The sequence below is a fragment of the Microbacterium sp. 77mftsu3.1 genome, from assembly GCF_900100525.1.
GTDB lineage: Bacteria > Actinomycetota > Actinomycetes > Actinomycetales > Microbacteriaceae > Microbacterium > Microbacterium aquilitoris.
Genome location: NZ_FNCR01000001.1, coordinates 105,804 through 121,122 on the forward strand (window position 1 = coordinate 105,804; position 15,319 = coordinate 121,122).

Consider the following 15,319-nt stretch of genomic DNA (forward strand, 5'->3'; position numbering starts at 1 on the left):
CCCGGTTTACCGCGCCAGTTCGATGAGCTCGGTGATCAGGTCGGGATAGCTGAGCCCACTCTGGATCCAGCACGTCGGGAACATTGAGATCGGGGTGAACCCGGGCATCGTGTTCACCTCGTTCACGAAGAACTCGCTGCCGGTGTAGAAGAAGTCGACGCGCGACAGCCCCTGTCCCCCGACCGCCTCGAACGCCTGCGCCGCGACCCGCTGCATCTCGCGCAACTCACCGTCGTGCAGCTCGGCGGGACAGACGAGATCGATCCCGGGAGCGCCGAGATACTTCGCCTCGAAGTCGTAGAAGTCCCGCCCGCTGACGACGATCTCCCCCGCCACGCTGACGCGCGGCTCGGCGCCGTCTCGGCCCTGCAGGACGCCGCACTCCACCTCGCGCCCCGTCACGGCCTGCTCGACGAGAACGCTGGAGTCTTCGGCGAAGGCGGTGTCGAGGGCGGCATCCAGGCCCTCCCATTCGGACACCTTCGACACGCCGACGCTGGACCCGGCGCGGGCCGGCTTCACGAAGACCGGAAGACCGAGGGCACGGATGCGGCGTCGCCACAGGTCATCGTCGCGCTCGAGCGCTGCGCGGGTGACGGTCACCCACGGCACGACGGGAACGCCGGCCGCGCGGAGGACGCTCTTGGTCGTGTGCTTGTCCATGCCGATCGCCGACATGAGCAGGCCCGCTCCGACGTAGGGCAGGTCGAGGAGCTCGAGGAAGCCCTGGACGGTGCCGTCCTCGCCGAAGCGGCCGTGGAGGATGGGGAAGACCACATCGATCTCACCGAGGGACTCGACCGCCCCGTCGGGGCGACGCACCGACAGCGTCCGGTTCGCCGTCGACTCCGGCCAGACGATCCGCGTGCCGTTGTCGACGACCTCGGGGAGCCGCTCGGGATTCAGCGCGAACTTGTCGGGATCGTCGTCCTCGAGGACGTACGCTCCCTCGCGCGTGATCCCGACGGGGATGACGCGGTACCGCTCACGATCGATCGCGCGCAGCACCCCGCCCGCCGTGGCGGAACTGATCGAATGCTCGCTGGAACGCCCTCCGAAGAGAAGAACCACTACCGCCTGAACCATTCTGAGTCCTCTCCTCCGTGGGCTCATCGTCATCCGTTGTGAGGTGCGGTGCGATGTCACGGGGGTTCATCGTGCCGTCGAGCACCATCTTGACCTGCTCGACGATGGGCATCTGGACGCCGGCTTCCTTGGCGAGCTGGAGGACGGGGGCGACGGAGGCGAGGCCTTCGGCCGTCTGGTCCATCTGCTTCACGACCTCCGTGAAGCTGTAGCCCTGTCCGAGCAGGCGGCCGGCGGTGTTGTTGCGGCTGAGGGGCGACTGGCACGTCGCGATCAGGTCGCCGAGTCCGGCGAGTCCCTGCAGCGTCTCGGGCTGCGCCCCCTGGGCGACGGCGAAATCCGTCATCTCGACGAGGCCTCGCGTGATGATCGACGCCTTCGTGTTCTCGCCGTAGCCGACACCGTCGACGATGCCGATCGCCACCGCGATCAAGTTCTTCAGCACACCGCCGAACTCGGTGCCGATGACGTCCGTGTTGACGAACGTGCGGAAGTAGGAGTTGCGGGCGATGCGCGCAACGGCTTCGGCTGTCTCCTGGCTCGACGACGAGATGACCGCGGCGGTCGGCTGCTCGCGGGCGATCTCGAGGGCGAGATTCGGGCCGGATGCCACGGCGATGCGGTCGGGGTCGCAACGGAGCTCCTGCTCGAGGACCTGACTCATCCTCAGTCCGGTCTTCTTCTCCACGCCCTTCATCAGCGACACGATGGGCGCGTCGCCGGCGGCGAGGATGGGGCGGACGGCCTTGAGGTTCTGGCGGAGCGCTTGGCTGGAGATGGCGATGTAGACCTGCGTCGCCCCGTCGAGGGCCTCGGCGAGGTGGTGGGTCGCGGACAGACCGCGCGGCAGGTTGATGCCCGGGAGGTACTGCGAGTTCCGCTTGCCCTCGCGGATCTCGTGAGCGAGCTCGGCGCGTCGCGCCCACATCATGACGTCCGCGCCGCCGTCGGCGAGGACCTTCCCGAACGTCGTTCCCCAGCTTCCGGAACCGAGGACCGCGACCCGGGGAGCCGCGGCGTCGCGGCGCGACGATTCCCTAGGAGTCAAGACGTCCCGTTTCGTTCTGCCCGTGCTTGGCCGGATTCCAGCGCTCGGCGGGCGGCTCCTCGCCGCGGAGGCGACCGAGGAGGATCGAGATGTCCCGCATGACCGCATCCGTCGCCGCGACGAGCGTGGCGGGGGTCGTGTCGGTGAACGCGGACAGGTCGACGGGAGGACCCACGAGCACGCGCACCCGGCGACGCGGCGGCCACAGCCGCAGGCGCCCGTACCGCGGCAGGATCTCCTGCACACCCCACGTCGCGACAGGGATGACGGGGAGTGTCTCGGCCGCGGCGAGGGCGAGGCGCACGGCGCCCGTCTTGCCCCGCATCGGCCACATGTCGGGGTCGCGGGTCAGCGAACCCTCGGGATACACGATGACGCCGCGCTGCTCGGCGACGAGGGCGTTCGACTGCGCGAGCGTCTGCGTCGCCGCCGCCGAGTTCGAGGCCCGGGCCACGGGGATCATGCCCGTCGCCCGCAGGAGGGCACCCAGGACCGGGACCTTGAACAGACTCTCCTTGGCCATGAACCGAGGCGCCCGGCCCATCCGCCAGGTCGCGACGGCGACGATCACCGGATCGAACTCGCTGTAGTGGTTCGGCGCGAGGACGTAGGCGCCCTCGAGCGGCAGGTTCTCGGCGCCCTCGATCTCGATCTTCGCGAACCATCCCGTGGCGGGGATGACGATCATGGCGGCGGGCCAGAAGACGCTCGGGCGGGTCTTCTCAGCCGACGCGTGACGACGAGGGCTCACCCGGGTCACTCCGTGACGTCGAAGTCGGCGCCGAGGTCCGTCAGCTTCTCGAGGAACTTCTCGTAGCCGCGACGGATGATCCCGATGTTGCGAACGGTCGACTCGCCCTCGGCCGCCAGCGCGGCGATGACGTAGGAGTAGCCGCCGCGGAGGTCCGGGACCACGACGTCGGCACCGTGGAGGGGCGTCGGACCGTTGATGACAGCGGCCTGCTCGAGGGCGCGGCGGGGAACGCGTCGCTCGGAGCTCGCGATGCCGTCGGGGTGCACGACGATGTCGGCGCCCATCTGGACCAGAGCGCGGGTGAAGCCGAGCCGGTTCTCGTACACGGTCTCGTGGACGACGGACTCACCCTCGGCCTGCGTCAGGGCCACGATGAGCGGCTGCTGCCAGTCGGTCATGAACCCGGGGTGCACGTCGGTCTCGACCATGACGGGCTTGAGCGGACCGCCGCGGCGGAAGCGGATGCCGTCCTCGGCGATGTCGAAGTCGCCACCGACCTTGCGGAATACGTTGAGGAAGGTCAGCATCTCCTGCTGCTTGGCGCCGCCGACGAAGATGTCGCCGTCGGTGGCCAGGGCGGCGGCGGCCCACGAGGCGGCCTCGTTGCGGTCGAAGATCGCCCGGTGGTCGTAGCCGCGGAGAGATTCGACGCCCTCGATGAAGATCACTCGGTTGGGCTCGTAGGAGATGATCGCGCCCATCTTCTGCAGGACGGCGATCAGGTCCATGATCTCGGGCTCGATGGCCGCGTTCCGAAGCTCGGTCGTCCCCTTCGCCCGGACCGCGGTGAGCAGGACCTGCTCGGTCGCGCCGACGCTCGGGTAGGGCAGCTCGATGTTGGCGCCGTGAAGGCCGCCGGGCGCCGACAGCCGGATGCCGCTCGGGAGCTTGTCGACGATGGCGCCGAACGAGCGGAGCGCGTCGAGGTGGAAGTCGATCGGGCGGTCGCCGATGCGGCATCCGCCGAGGTCGGGGATGAACGCCTGGCCGAGCAGGTGCAGCAGAGGTCCGCAGAAGAGAATCGGGATGCGGGACGCACCGGCGTGGGCGTCGATCTCCTCCATGTGAGCCGAGACCGCTCCGCTCGGGTCGAGCCGGAGGACGCCGTCCTCGAGGTCCTCGACGTGGACGCCGTGGACCTCGAGGAGCGAACGCACGACATGGACGTCGCTGATGTCCGGCACATCCCGGAGGATGCTGGCGGTCTCACCCAGGAGGGCGGCGACCATCGCCTTCGTGGCGAGGTTCTTCGCCCCCTTCACTTCGACCCGGCCGCGCAACGGTCGTCCGCCGCGGATCCGGAGCGTCTGACCCGTATTACCGCCGCCGGCGGGGGTGGACGCGGAGTCGCTGAGAAGTGTGTTCATGGGTGGGACCTCATTACTGGTGTCGAGGAAGCGTGGTCGGCCCCGTTGTGCGGGGCGCTGGCCGATCAGCGGACGGGGAGCGTCCGCGGCCGCCACGCCTCGCGGCGCGCCTCGAACTGCGCGATCTGATCTTCGCTGCGCAGCGTGAGCCCGATGTCGTCGAGCCCTTCGAGAAGCCGCCACCTAGTGTAATCGTCGATCTCGAACGAGGCCTGGAGGTCGCCGACCGCCACCGTTCGTGTCTCGAGGTCCACGGTGATCTCGCGGCCGGGGTCAGCCTCGAGAGCCGCCCAGACGGCCTCGAGGACGTCTTCGGTGACGACGCCGGTGACGAGGCCCTGCTTGCCGGAGTTGCCGCGGAAGATGTCGGCGAATTTCGTGCTGAGGACGACGCGGAATCCGTAGTCGCGAAGAGCCCAGACGGCGTGCTCACGGCTCGATCCCGTCCCGAAATCCGGGCCGGCGACGAGGACGGACCCGCCGCGGTAGGCATCCTGGTTGAGGACGAACTCGGGGTCCTGTCGCCAGTTCGCGAAGAGCGCGTCCTCGAAACCCGTCTTCGTGACGCGCTTCAGGTAGACGGCCGGGATGATCTGGTCCGTGTCGACCGCGGAGCGCTTCAGGGGCACGCCGACGCCGGTGTGGCGGGTGAACTTCTCCATGTCAGGCCTCCGTCAGGGTCAGTGCGTCGAGGTCGCTCGGGCTCGCGAGGCGGCCCAGGACCGCCGTCGCCGCAGCGACCAGCGGCGACACGAGGTGGGTGCGGCCGCCCTTGCCCTGGCGGCCCTCGAAGTTGCGATTGCTCGTGGAGGCGCAGCGCTCCCCCGGGGCGAGCTGATCGGGGTTCATCCCGAGGCACATCGAGCATCCGGCGAAGCGCCATTCGGCACCGAAGTCCGTGAAAACCTTGTCCAGGCCCTCGGCTTCGGCTTCGAGGCGGACGCGGGCGGAACCCGGGACCACCATGACGCGGACGCCCGGGGCCTTGGTGCGACCCGCCACGATCGATGCGAACTGGCGGAGATCCTCGATGCGGCTGTTCGTGCACGAGCCCATGAAGACGGCATCCACCGCGACGTCCTTCAGGGCGGTGCCCGGCGCGAGATCCATGTACTCCAGAGCCCGCTCCGCGGCCGCGCGTTCGTTCGGGTCGGCCATCTCGGCGGGTTCGGGGATGACGCCGTTCAGCGAGACGCCCTGGCCGGGGTTTGTGCCCCACGTGACGAAGGGTTCGAGCTCGTCGGCATCGAGGTAGACCTCCGCGTCGTAGACGGCTCCCTCATCGGAGGGCAGCGTCCGCCAGTAGGCGACCGCCTCGTCCCAGTCGGTCCCCTGCGGGGCGTGCGGCTTGTCCTTCACGTACGCGAAGGTGGTCTCGTCCGGCGCGATCATCCCCGCGCGGGCGCCCGCCTCGATCGACATGTTGCAGATCGTCATTCGCCCCTCCATAGAGAGGGAGCGGATGGCGGAGCCGCGGAACTCGAGGACGTAGCCCTGCCCGCCGTTCGCGCCGATCTTCGCGATGATCGCGAGGATGATGTCCTTCGCGCTCACGCCTGGCTTCAGGGTTCCCTCGACGGTGATCGCCATGGTCTTGAAAGGCTTGAGCGGCAGCGTCTGCGTCGCGAGGACGTGCTCGACCTCGCTCGTGCCGATGCCGAATGCCATCGCCCCGAACGCGCCGTGGGTCGAGGTGTGGGAGTCGCCGCAGACCACGGTGATGCCCGGCATCGTCAGACCCAGCTGGGGTCCCACAACGTGCACGATCCCCTGCTCCTTGTCGCCCAGCGAGTGCAGGCGGACGCCGAACTCCTCGGCGTTGCGGCGGAGGGTCTCGATCTGCGTGCGGCTCGTGAGGTCGGCGATCGGCTTGTCGATCTCGAGCGTCGGCGTGTTGTGATCCTCCGTCGCGATCGTGAGGTCGAGACGGCGCACCGGTCGTCCCTCCGCGCGGAGACCGTCGAAGGCCTGCGGGCTCGTCACCTCGTGGACGAGGTGCAGGTCGATGTAGATGAGGTCGGGGCTGCCGCCCTCGCCCTTCACGACGAGGTGGTCGTCCCACACCTTCTCAGCGAGGGTCCGGGGACGGTCGGGAATCGTACTCATGTTGTCTCCTGATGTCGGATGGCGCCCGCGACAGCCTCCGCGACGAGAGAGGGCTCAGAACGAGGTCTCGTCGCGGCCGATAAGGAGTCGAGCGGTCCGCACGGCGTCAGACTATCACCGGCCTCCCGGCGACGTGCGCGACCGCGCCCCGGCCAGGGACGGACGCGCGGCGATCCTCACCGGGCGTCGTCAGAGGGACGCGTCTCGACCGTGGGAGGGGTCCCCTGTTCGGCGGCGACGTCCTCCGCGTGGCGGACGGGCGTCGGCCCGGTTGCGGGGAGCGGTTCCCGCAGCCCCTCGCGGCGCGCCGCGATGAGACTGGCGATCGTCGCGACCGCCATTGAACCGACGATGACCCCGAGAGACACCCAGGTGGAGATCTCCGGAGCCCACTCCACGTGCTCACCGCCGTTGATGAACGGCAGCTCGTTCTCGTGGAGGGCGTGGAGGACGAGCTTGACGCCGATGAACGCCAGGATGAACGCGATGCCGAAGTGCAGGTACTTCAGCCGGTCCAGGAGTCCGCCGAGCAGGAAGTAGAGCTGGCGGAGCCCCATCAGCGCGAAGATGTTCGCCGTGAAGACGATGAAGGCGCTCTGCGTGATGCCGAAGATCGCCGGGATCGAGTCGATCGCGAACAGCAGATCTGTCATGCCGAGAGCCGCGAACACGATGATCATCGGCGTGAAGACCTTCTTGCCGTCGATCACCGTCCGCACCTTCGCACCGTCGTACTCCTCGGACACCTTCATCCGGCGCCGGAGGAGCCTGACGAGGAAGCTCTCCTTCTTCTCCTCGTCCTCGTCGTCCTCCCCGTCGAAGGCCTGCTTCCAGGCCGTGTAGATGAGGAAGGCGCCGAACAGGTAGAAGACCCAGCTGAACTGCTCGATGATGGCGGCGCCCAGCAGGATGAAGATGCCCCGTAGGACGAGCGCGATGATGATCCCGACCATCAGCACCTTCTGCTGCGCCGCCCGCGGCACCGAGAACTGGCTCATGATCAGCACGAACACGAAGAGGTTGTCGATGGAGAGGCTGTACTCGGTCAGCCAGCCCGCGACGAACTGCCCGGCGTACTCCCCGTTCGTGACGACGAGCATCAGGAGCGCGAACAGCAGGGCGAGCGCCACGTAGAACACGACCCAGAGGGTGGATTCCTTGGTCGACGGGACGTGCGGGCGCTTGATGATCAGCAGCAGGTCGGCGACGAGGATGAGCGTCAGACCGACGAGCGAGCCGACCTCGAACCAGAGGGGGAGCTCCATGGGGGCCTTTCGTGCGGGGGCGACCCTAAGAGTACCTTTCGAGTTGTCTGAGACGATCCCTCACGCGGCGACACTCCCCCATCGACAGGACGAACGAGGATGCCATGGCCGACCCGCTCGCACGGCGTGACGCGGACCTGGTGGCAGCCGCCGCACGGGGCGACCAGCAGGCCTTCCGCGAGCTGTATCGCGCCTACGCGCGGCCCGTGTACTGGCTCGCCCATGGGCTCCTGGGCGACACATCGGATGCGGAGGACGTCATGCAGGAGACCTTCCTCGTCGCGTGGCGACGCCTGCCGACGCTCGATCTCGTGAGCGATTCGCTCCTTCCGTGGCTCGTGACGATCTGCCGGTTCCAGAGTGCGAATCGGATGCGGCGACAGCGGCGCGACCGGCTGAACACCGCCGCGGGGGTCGATGAGACCATCCCCGGCACGGTCGACGTCGAGGATCAGGTCATCGGCTCGGCGTTGGCGGAGCGCGTCGTCGCGGAACTCGGGACCCTGTCGCCGCTCGATCAGCAGATCTTCCGCTTGTGCGCCACCGAGGGATACGCCTACGCGACGGCGGCCGAGGAACTGGGGATCTCGCACGCCGTCGTCCGCAACCGCCTCTCGCGGGTCCGAACCCGCCTGCGCACGGCCCTGAGAACGGAAGGATCATGACCACGGAGGACATCGCACTGCCGGAACTGACCCGCTCGCGTCAGGACGACATCGAGAGGGCGCTGTTCGCCGAGATCGCTGCGACGGAGAGCCCCGCCCGCAACGGAGCGACGCGGCGTCGTCGACGCGGATGGGCCTATGCCGCCGCAGCGGCTGCGGTCCTCGTCGTGGCCGGGTTCGTCGGCCCGGCCCTCGGGAGCGGCGCCGGCGCCGGATCCATCGCCGACGGCACCGGGTCGCAGGAGTCGATGGCACGACCGGATGCCGAGGGCACCGAGATGAGCGGTGGCCTGCAGGATCTCGGCGACGCCGGCGCGGCCGCAGCGCCCGTCGACGAGCGAGCCGTGATCGCCCGCGCCGAGGCGCGCCTCGAGGCCGACGACCCCGCCGATGCCGCCGATGAGATCGGGGCGAGAGCCCAGGCATCCGGGGGGTACGTCGAGTCCTTGACCGTCAGCGACGCGGCGACGGATGACGCTGCAGCCACCGGGGATGCCCGCATCACGGTGCGCGTCCCCGCGACGGGCCTCACGGACTTCCTCCGCGACCTCGACGACCTGGGCGCCGTCCGAGCCACCGACATCTCACGGGACGACGTCACGGCCGAGACGACGGACCTCCGCGCACGGATCGCGTCGCTCGAGACGTCCGTGGAGCGCCTCCGCGGACTGATCGCGGATGCCGCGAGCACGGCGGACGTCCTGGCGGCCGAGGACGCACTCGCCCAGCGTCAGGCGGATCTCGACGCCTTGCGCGCACGGGAGAAGACCTTCGCCGACGATGTCGCGCTGTCGAGTGCGACCATCACGATCTCGCGCCACGGCCAGGCGGTGACCGACGAGCCGGACGGGTTCGGTGATGGGTTCGCCACCGGCTGGAACGCCCTGCTCGTGACCCTCAACGGGGTCGTGATCGGCCTGGGGTTCCTCCTCCCCTGGCTCGCCGTCGCTGCGGTGGTCATCCTCATCGTCCGGGTGGCGCGGGGTGCGCGTCGGCGGCGACGCACCGACGCCACCGCCGACGACGCCTGAGAACGCATCGGAAACGACGAAACCCCCGACCTGTCGGTCGAGGGTTTCGTCATGTGGTGACCCCAGCGGGATTCGAACCCGCGTTACCGCCGTGAGAGGGCGGCGTACTAGGCCGCTATACGATGGGGCCGTACTTTTTCGTTCCCTCCCTGCGGAGGCAACCGTTCAATTATGCACGACGTTCACAGTCGTGCAAAATCGGCGCGCCCTTGCCAACCTCGCGGCGTCGTGGGTTGACTGGACGCATGCGCGTTACGAAGCACGAACATGCCTGCCTCCGTCTCGACAGCGAGGGCAGGACCCTCCTGATCGACCCCGGTTCCTTCACCCTCCCCCTCGACGACCTCGGCACCCTGGTCGGCGTCGTCCTCACGCACGAGCACCCCGATCACTGGACACCCGCGCAGCTCGACGCGATCCGTTCGCAGGCGCCGGCAGTGCCGGTGTTCGGCCCGGCCGGCGTCGCGGCTGCGGCATCCGACTACGACGTCACCACGGTCGGCGTCGGGGACGAGGTCGAGGTCGGCCCGTTCCGGATGCGGTTCTTCGGCGGGACGCACTCCGTGATCCACGAGTCGATCCCCGTCATCGACAACCTGGGTGTGCTCGTCAACGACGAGTTCTACTACCCCGGTGACTCCTACGCCGTCCCCGAGGGCGTCGATGTCGGCCTCCTCGCCGCACCCGTCGGGGCGCCCTGGCTGAAGATCGGCGAGGCGATCGACTACGTCCTCGCGGTGAAGCCTCGTCGTGCGTTCGGAACTCACGACATGACGCTGTCGCGCGCGGGTCTCGCGATGCACCGCGACCGCCTCAAGTGGGCGACCGAGCAGAACGGCGGCGAGTTCCTGGAGCTCGAGCCGGGCGAGTCCGCCGACACCTGAGCACCTCGACGGAATGACGGATGCCGCGGGGCTTTCGCTCCGCGGCATCCGTCATTTGTGAGGGTCGAGACTCACTCGGCGTCGTGGTCCGTCTCGATGAAGGCGACGAGCTTGTCGAGCGCCTCGTCGGCGCCCTCGCCCTCGGCCTTGAGCGTGACGACGGTGCCCTGCGTGGCACCCAGACCCATGAGGGTGAGGATGCTGCCGGCGTTCTGGTCAGGACCGCCGGGGACGGCGATCGTGACGGGCACACCCGTCTCCTTGACCGCCTGCACGAAGAGCTTGGCGGGGCGGGCGTGCAGTCCGGAGCTGCTCGCGACGGTTGCGGTCCGTTCGGCCATGGTGATTCTTCCTCCTTGAGTCGGTATGACGAGACTATGCCGTGACGGCCACGGCGGGCGCATCGACCTCGAGGGGGCGACGGCGCGCGTAGCGCTTGAGCAGGACCACGGCGACCGCGCTGACAACGGTGCCGACGGCGATCGACAGCAGCCACAGCCAGAAGTTGTCGATGGCGAAGAAGACGAAAACGCCGCCGTGCGGGGCACGCGATGTGACGCCGAAGAACATCGACAGCGCGCCCGTCACGGCGCCGCCCAGCATCGCCGAGGGGATGACGCGGAACACGTCGGCCGCGGCGAACGGGATGGCACCCTCCGAGATGAACGCGGCACCGAGCAGCCACGCCGCCTTGCCGTTCTCACGCTCCGGGGCGGTGAAGAGCCCGCGTCCGAGGACGGTCGAGGCGAGCGCCATCGCGAGGGGCGGGACCATTCCGGCTGCCATGACGGCGGCCATGATCTGGAGGTAGCGCTCGTCGCCGGCGATGCCCTGCGCGAGGTTCGCCGTGGCGAAGCCGTAGGCGACCTTGTTGAGCGGCCCACCGAGGTCGAAGCACATCATGAGCCCGAGGATGACGCCGAGCAGGATGACGCCGGCGCCGGAGAGTCCGGACAGCCAGTCGTTGAGGAGCCTCGTCAGCGCCGCGATCGGACCGCCGAAGACGAACAGCAGCAGCCCCGACGCGAAGATCGAGCCGAGCAAGGGGATGATGACGACCGGCATGAGGCCGCGCAGCCAGCGAGGGACCGACAGGCGGTTGAGCCACCACGCGGCGAGACCGGCGAGCAGACCGCCGACGATGGCGCCGATGAAGCCCGCACCCATGAAGGTGGCCGCGGCACCGGCGACGAAACCGGGGGCGATACCCGGCCGGTCCGCCAGGCCGTACGCGATGTAACCGGCCAGGGCGGGGACCAGGAACGCGAACGACAGCTGACCGATCTGGAATGCGGCGGCGCCGAGGTAGTAGACGAGACCCTCGGGCGGCAGGTTCCAGAGGGTGAAGTTCTGGAGCGTGAAGATCGCGTTGTTGACGGTGTGACCGTCCGCGGTGTTCGCGATCTCGTACCCGGCGAGGGCGAATCCGAGGGCGATCAGCAGACCGCCACCGGCGACGAACGGGATCATGTAGCTCACACCGGTGAGCAGCGCCCTGCGGATGGCGCCGCCGAGCGAGGTCGGCGCGGCTTCGCTGGCGGTCGCGGCACCCGACGCGGCGGGAACGCGGGGAGCGTTCGGGTTCTTCGCGGCGGCGACGGCTTCGCGGAGCATCTGAGCAGGCTGCTCGATGCCGCGCTTCACACCGGAACGGACCACGGGCTTGCCGGCGAACCGCGCCTGCTCGCGGACGTCGACGTCGACGGCGAAGATGACGGCGTCGGCCTCGTCGATGATCCGCTGGTCGATGGCCTTGTAGCCGCTCGAGCCCTGCGGCTCGACGGTCAGGTCGACGCCTTCCTTCTGACCGGTCGCCGTGAGTGCGTCCGCCGCCATGAAGGTGTGGGCGATACCCGTGGCACAGGCCGTGACGGCGACGATTCGCGCCGGGCGCCCGTCGATCATCAGTCCGTCGTCGGTGGCCGACGCGGACGGGCCAGCGGCGCGAGCCTCGGCGCGCGAAGCGGGTGCCGGTGCATCGGCGGCTGCGGCGGCCGGAGCGTCCGAGATCGCGTCGCGGACGATCGCAACGACCTCGTCGGCGGTCGTCGCGGCGCGAAGACCGGCGGTGAAGTCGTCGCGCATGAGGCTGCGCGCGAGCTTCGAAAGCACGGCGAGGTGCTCCTCGGCCGCGGTGTCGGGAGCCGCGATGAGGAAGACGAGGTCCGCCCCGCCGTCCTCAGCGCCGAAGTCGACACCCGGGTTCAGCCTCGCGAAGGCGAGCGATGCCTGGGTGACGGCGGCGCTCTTCGCGTGCGGGATGGCGATGCCGCCGGGCAGGCCGGTCTCGTCCTTCTCCTCGCGGGCCCAGGCGTCGTCGGCCAGGCGGGCACCGTCGGTGGCCCTCCCCTGCGCGGCGACGCGCTGCGCGAGCGCGTCGATGACGGCGCGCTTGTCGGCGCCGAGCGGCTCGTCGATACTGACGAGTTCCGCGGTGATGATCTCAGTCACGGTGACCTCCAGTGGTCGGGTTGTCCTGCTGCAGGAGTCGTCGGACCGGCACCTCGCCGGTCGACAGGTCGTTCGGGGTCGGGGGTTGCGTGCCGGGCAGGGCCGCGGCGGCGGATCCGTAGCGGATGCCGGAGCGCAGCCGCTCCTCGGGTGCGGCGCCGGCCGTCTCGGCCAGCAGGTAGCCGGCGAGGGAGCTGTCGCCCGCGCCCACCGTGCTGCGGACGCGGGTCGGCGGCGGCGTACCGTGCCAGGACCCGTCGTCGGTGACGAGGACGGCGCCGTCACCACCGAGGGTGACGAGTGCGGCGCCTACCCGTGCGGGCACGAGGCCGGCGGCGATCGCGGCGACGGCGTCGGCGAGGGCGACCGTGGTGTCGAGGTCTCGCTCCGCGAGCTCGACGAGTTCCTCGTCGTTCGGCTTGATGAGGTCGGGGTGTCCCGAGGCGACGGCGGCCGCGAGCGCCGGTCCCGAGGTGTCGACGGCGATGCGAGGAGCCGCGGCGCCCCACGCCGAACGGACGGCCTCGATGACGGTGACGTAGTAGTCGTCCGGCAGTCCCGGGGCGAGCGAGCCCGCGAGGACGAGCCAGGAGGCGCCCTGCGTGGCGGCGACGACCGCGGCGGTGAGGGCCGCGGCATCCGCTTCGGTGAACGCCGCACCCGGCAGGTTGAGCTTCGTCGTCGTACCGGCCTCGTCGGCGATCGTGACGTTGGCGCGGGTGGCGCCGTCATGCGGAACGATCCTGGCGGGGATGCCGGTGGCTGCCAACGCGACGGCGAAGGGGTCGGCTGCGTCGAGCGGTAGGACCGCGAGAGTGGGGCGGGATGCCGCGGCGACGACGCGTGCGACGTTGATGCCCTTGCCGCCCGCATCCTCCCGTGCGCCGAGCGCCGCCTGCACCTCGCCGACGCGCAGCGGCTCGCCGAGGGCGATGGTGCGATCGAGCGAGGGGTTGGTGGTCAGGGTGACGATCATGCGAGCTGGACCTCCACATCGGCCTCACGCAGGGCGCCCGCGAGATCTCCCGTGGGCGCGGTGTCGGTCAGGAGGACGTCGACGTCCGAGAGCGACGCGAACGACACGAGCAGCTCGGCGTCGAACTTGTCCCCGTCGGCGACGACCACGACGCGACGCGCGGAAGCGACGATCGCGCGCTTCACGGCCGCCTCGTCGGGGTCGGGGGTGCTGAGGCCGAACCCTGCCGCGACGCCGTTCGTCCCGATGAAGGCGATGTCGGGCCGCAAGCGTCCGATCGCCTCGACCGTCTGGGCTCCGACGGCTGCGGCGGTGAGTCCGCGGACCCGTCCGCCGATGGCGGTCAGTCCGATCCCCTGCGCACCGGCCAGGATGTGGGCGACGGACATGGAGTGGGTGACGACTTCGAGGTCGCCCGCGGGGTGGGACCCGGTCGCGAGAAGCTGGGCGATGGCGCCCGTCGTGGTGCCGGCATCCAGGTACAGAGCACCGTCGAGCTCCTCGCCGAGCAGGTCCACGGCGGCGCGGGCGATGGTCTGCTTGGAGCCGCTACGCTGCGACGCGCGCTCCGCGACGGAGGCCTCGGCAGTGCTGGCCCGGGTGCGGTGGACCGCTCCGCCGTGGACGCGTCGGACCACCCCGGACCGCTCGAGGGCTGCCAGATCACGGCGGACCGTCTCGGTCGTGACCCCGAAGCGATCGGCGAGGTCGACCACGGCGACACGACCGTCAGTGGCGATCAGCTGCTCGATCTGCTGCTGGCGCTCCGTTGCGTACATGTGGTCCTCCTCGAACAAGACCACACGTTACAACAGAAACCAACACGAAACAAGAATGGGATACAGCACGACGCCCCCGGCCGGAACCGGGGGCGTCGTCGAGGTGGAGGAAGGCTCAGGCCTCGCTCATGGCGAGGACCTCGCGCTGACCACGGGCAGCGAGCGCGGCGGCACGAGCGGCGATGCGGCGCTCCTGCTCGGCCTGGCCGGCGTCGATGGTCTCCTGGTCGAGCGGGACGCTCTCGACCTTGTTCACACCGTTGTACTTCTCCATGTAGGCGTCGAGCTCGGGACCCGACTCCCACGACGTGATGAGGCAGTACCGGGGCGCGTCGCCCGGGTGGTAGGCGGCGTGCCAGAGACGCTGCGTGTCGATGACGAGCTGCGCCCCGGCAGGAAGGGCGATGCGGGTCTCGCCGTTCGGGTCGGTGCGGTTGTCGCGAAGGACGAAGAAGCTGTCCTTGTCATCGGTGAGGTTGAAGAAGCTGCGGACGACCCACCCGGTGCCGTCGGGGTTCAGCCGGTTGTTGTCGTCCTGGTGCAGGTTGTACAGCGCGTCGGCGTACGTGTTCGGCTGCAGCTCGATGATGCGGCAGCGTCCGACGTTCGAGCCGGGCTCGAGGGCGCGCTCGGTGAGAGTGGGCGCCTTCTCGGTCTGCGACGGGATCCAGACGCCGTCCTTGTCGGTGCGCGGCGGCTGGTGGTTCCAGAAGCCGTTGCACTCGATCTCACCCTTGGCGGACGCGAGCGGCGCGAACCGGGTGTCGCCGGAGGACTTCCAGTCGACGTATTCGATGTCGAGCCATTCCTTGGGATCGATTTCCTTGCCGTACATGTCGAGGACGACGTATCCGGTCTCCTCGAGTAGAGCACTCTTGATGTAACCCATGCGGATCAACCTTTCTGT

The 15,319-nt window shown here is 69.4% G+C and carries 15 protein-coding genes and 1 tRNA gene; 3 read left to right on the top strand and 13 right to left on the bottom strand.

What is annotated here, in order from left to right:
- Positions 1-6: 6 nt before the first annotated feature.
- From BLR68_RS00590 to BLR68_RS00620, 7 genes are all read right to left on the bottom strand, one after another.
- Positions 7-1,086, bottom strand: coding sequence for a D-alanine--D-alanine ligase family protein (locus BLR68_RS00590; protein WP_081626466.1), 1,080 nt, complete (start codon positions 1,084-1,086; stop codon positions 7-9).
- On the bottom strand, positions 986-2,134 hold the full coding sequence (locus tag BLR68_RS00595; RefSeq protein WP_018188070.1) for an NAD(P)H-dependent glycerol-3-phosphate dehydrogenase: 1,149 nt from the start codon (positions 2,132-2,134) through the stop codon (positions 986-988). Before BLR68_RS00595 ends, BLR68_RS00590 begins: the two co-directional genes overlap by 101 nt.
- Positions 2,124-2,894 (bottom strand): lysophospholipid acyltransferase family protein, encoded by a 771-nt coding sequence (locus tag BLR68_RS00600; RefSeq protein WP_018188071.1) that lies wholly within the window; start codon positions 2,892-2,894, stop codon positions 2,124-2,126. The genes BLR68_RS00595 and BLR68_RS00600 overlap by 11 nt, the downstream gene beginning before the upstream one ends.
- Positions 2,891-4,255, bottom strand: coding sequence for a UDP-N-acetylglucosamine 1-carboxyvinyltransferase (gene murA / locus BLR68_RS00605; RefSeq protein WP_018188072.1), 1,365 nt, complete (start codon positions 4,253-4,255; stop codon positions 2,891-2,893). Before murA ends, BLR68_RS00600 begins: the two co-directional genes overlap by 4 nt.
- A 65-nt stretch (positions 4,256-4,320) precedes the next feature.
- Positions 4,321-4,917, bottom strand: coding sequence for a 3-isopropylmalate dehydratase small subunit (gene leuD / locus BLR68_RS00610; protein WP_018188073.1), 597 nt, complete (start codon positions 4,915-4,917; stop codon positions 4,321-4,323).
- A 1-nt stretch (position 4,918) separates the two neighbouring features.
- Entirely contained in the window at positions 4,919-6,361 is a 1,443-nt protein-coding gene (gene leuC, locus BLR68_RS00615) for a 3-isopropylmalate dehydratase large subunit (protein ID WP_018188074.1), read from the bottom strand.
- Positions 6,362-6,537: 176 nt separating this feature from the next.
- Positions 6,538-7,626 carry a TerC family protein gene (locus BLR68_RS00620; RefSeq protein WP_018188075.1) on the bottom strand — a complete coding sequence of 363 codons (1,089 nt, stop codon included), beginning with the start codon at positions 7,624-7,626 and terminating at the stop codon, positions 6,538-6,540.
- Positions 7,627-7,730: 104 nt separating this feature from the next.
- Here BLR68_RS00620 and BLR68_RS00625 point away from each other — a divergent pair, with 104 nt between their 5' ends.
- Together BLR68_RS00625 and BLR68_RS00630 are read left to right on the top strand one after the other, a co-directional pair.
- Positions 7,731-8,291, top strand: coding sequence for an RNA polymerase sigma factor (locus tag BLR68_RS00625; protein ID WP_018188076.1), 561 nt, complete (start codon positions 7,731-7,733; stop codon positions 8,289-8,291).
- On the top strand, positions 8,288-9,322 hold the full coding sequence (locus BLR68_RS00630) for a DUF4349 domain-containing protein (protein WP_018188077.1): 1,035 nt from the start codon (positions 8,288-8,290) through the stop codon (positions 9,320-9,322). Before BLR68_RS00625 ends, BLR68_RS00630 begins: the two co-directional genes overlap by 4 nt.
- A gap of 54 nt (positions 9,323-9,376) precedes the next feature.
- Here BLR68_RS00630 and BLR68_RS00635 read toward each other — a convergent pair.
- Positions 9,377-9,452: transfer RNA gene (locus BLR68_RS00635), tRNA-Glu, on the bottom strand.
- A 115-nt stretch (positions 9,453-9,567) separates the two neighbouring features.
- Here BLR68_RS00635 and BLR68_RS00640 point away from each other — a divergent pair.
- The gene (locus BLR68_RS00640) at positions 9,568-10,206 is read left to right on the top strand and encodes an MBL fold metallo-hydrolase (protein WP_018188078.1); all 639 of its coding nucleotides are present in this window, start codon (positions 9,568-9,570) and stop codon (positions 10,204-10,206) included.
- Positions 10,207-10,277: 71 nt separating this feature from the next.
- Here the strand turns inward: BLR68_RS00640 and BLR68_RS00645 are convergent, their stop codons facing one another.
- The 5 genes from BLR68_RS00645 to BLR68_RS00665 all read right to left on the bottom strand — a co-directional run bounded on the left by BLR68_RS00645 (position 10,278) and on the right by BLR68_RS00665 (position 15,301).
- On the bottom strand, positions 10,278-10,547 hold the full coding sequence (locus tag BLR68_RS00645; protein WP_018188079.1) for an HPr family phosphocarrier protein: 270 nt from the start codon (positions 10,545-10,547) through the stop codon (positions 10,278-10,280).
- 34 nt (positions 10,548-10,581) lie between these two features.
- Positions 10,582-12,657, bottom strand: coding sequence for a PTS fructose transporter subunit IIABC (locus tag BLR68_RS00650; protein ID WP_018188080.1), 2,076 nt, complete (start codon positions 12,655-12,657; stop codon positions 10,582-10,584).
- The gene (locus BLR68_RS00655; RefSeq protein WP_018188081.1) at positions 12,650-13,633 is read right to left on the bottom strand and encodes a 1-phosphofructokinase family hexose kinase; all 984 of its coding nucleotides are present in this window, start codon (positions 13,631-13,633) and stop codon (positions 12,650-12,652) included. Before BLR68_RS00655 ends, BLR68_RS00650 begins: the two co-directional genes overlap by 8 nt.
- Entirely contained in the window at positions 13,630-14,412 is a 783-nt protein-coding gene (locus BLR68_RS00660) for a DeoR/GlpR family DNA-binding transcription regulator (RefSeq protein ID WP_018188082.1), read from the bottom strand. Before BLR68_RS00660 ends, BLR68_RS00655 begins: the two co-directional genes overlap by 4 nt.
- A gap of 115 nt (positions 14,413-14,527) precedes the next feature.
- Positions 14,528-15,301: a hypothetical protein gene (locus BLR68_RS00665; protein ID WP_018188083.1), complete on the bottom strand. Its 774-nt coding sequence runs from the start codon at positions 15,299-15,301 to the stop codon at positions 14,528-14,530.
- Between the last annotated feature and the right edge of the window lie 18 nt (positions 15,302-15,319).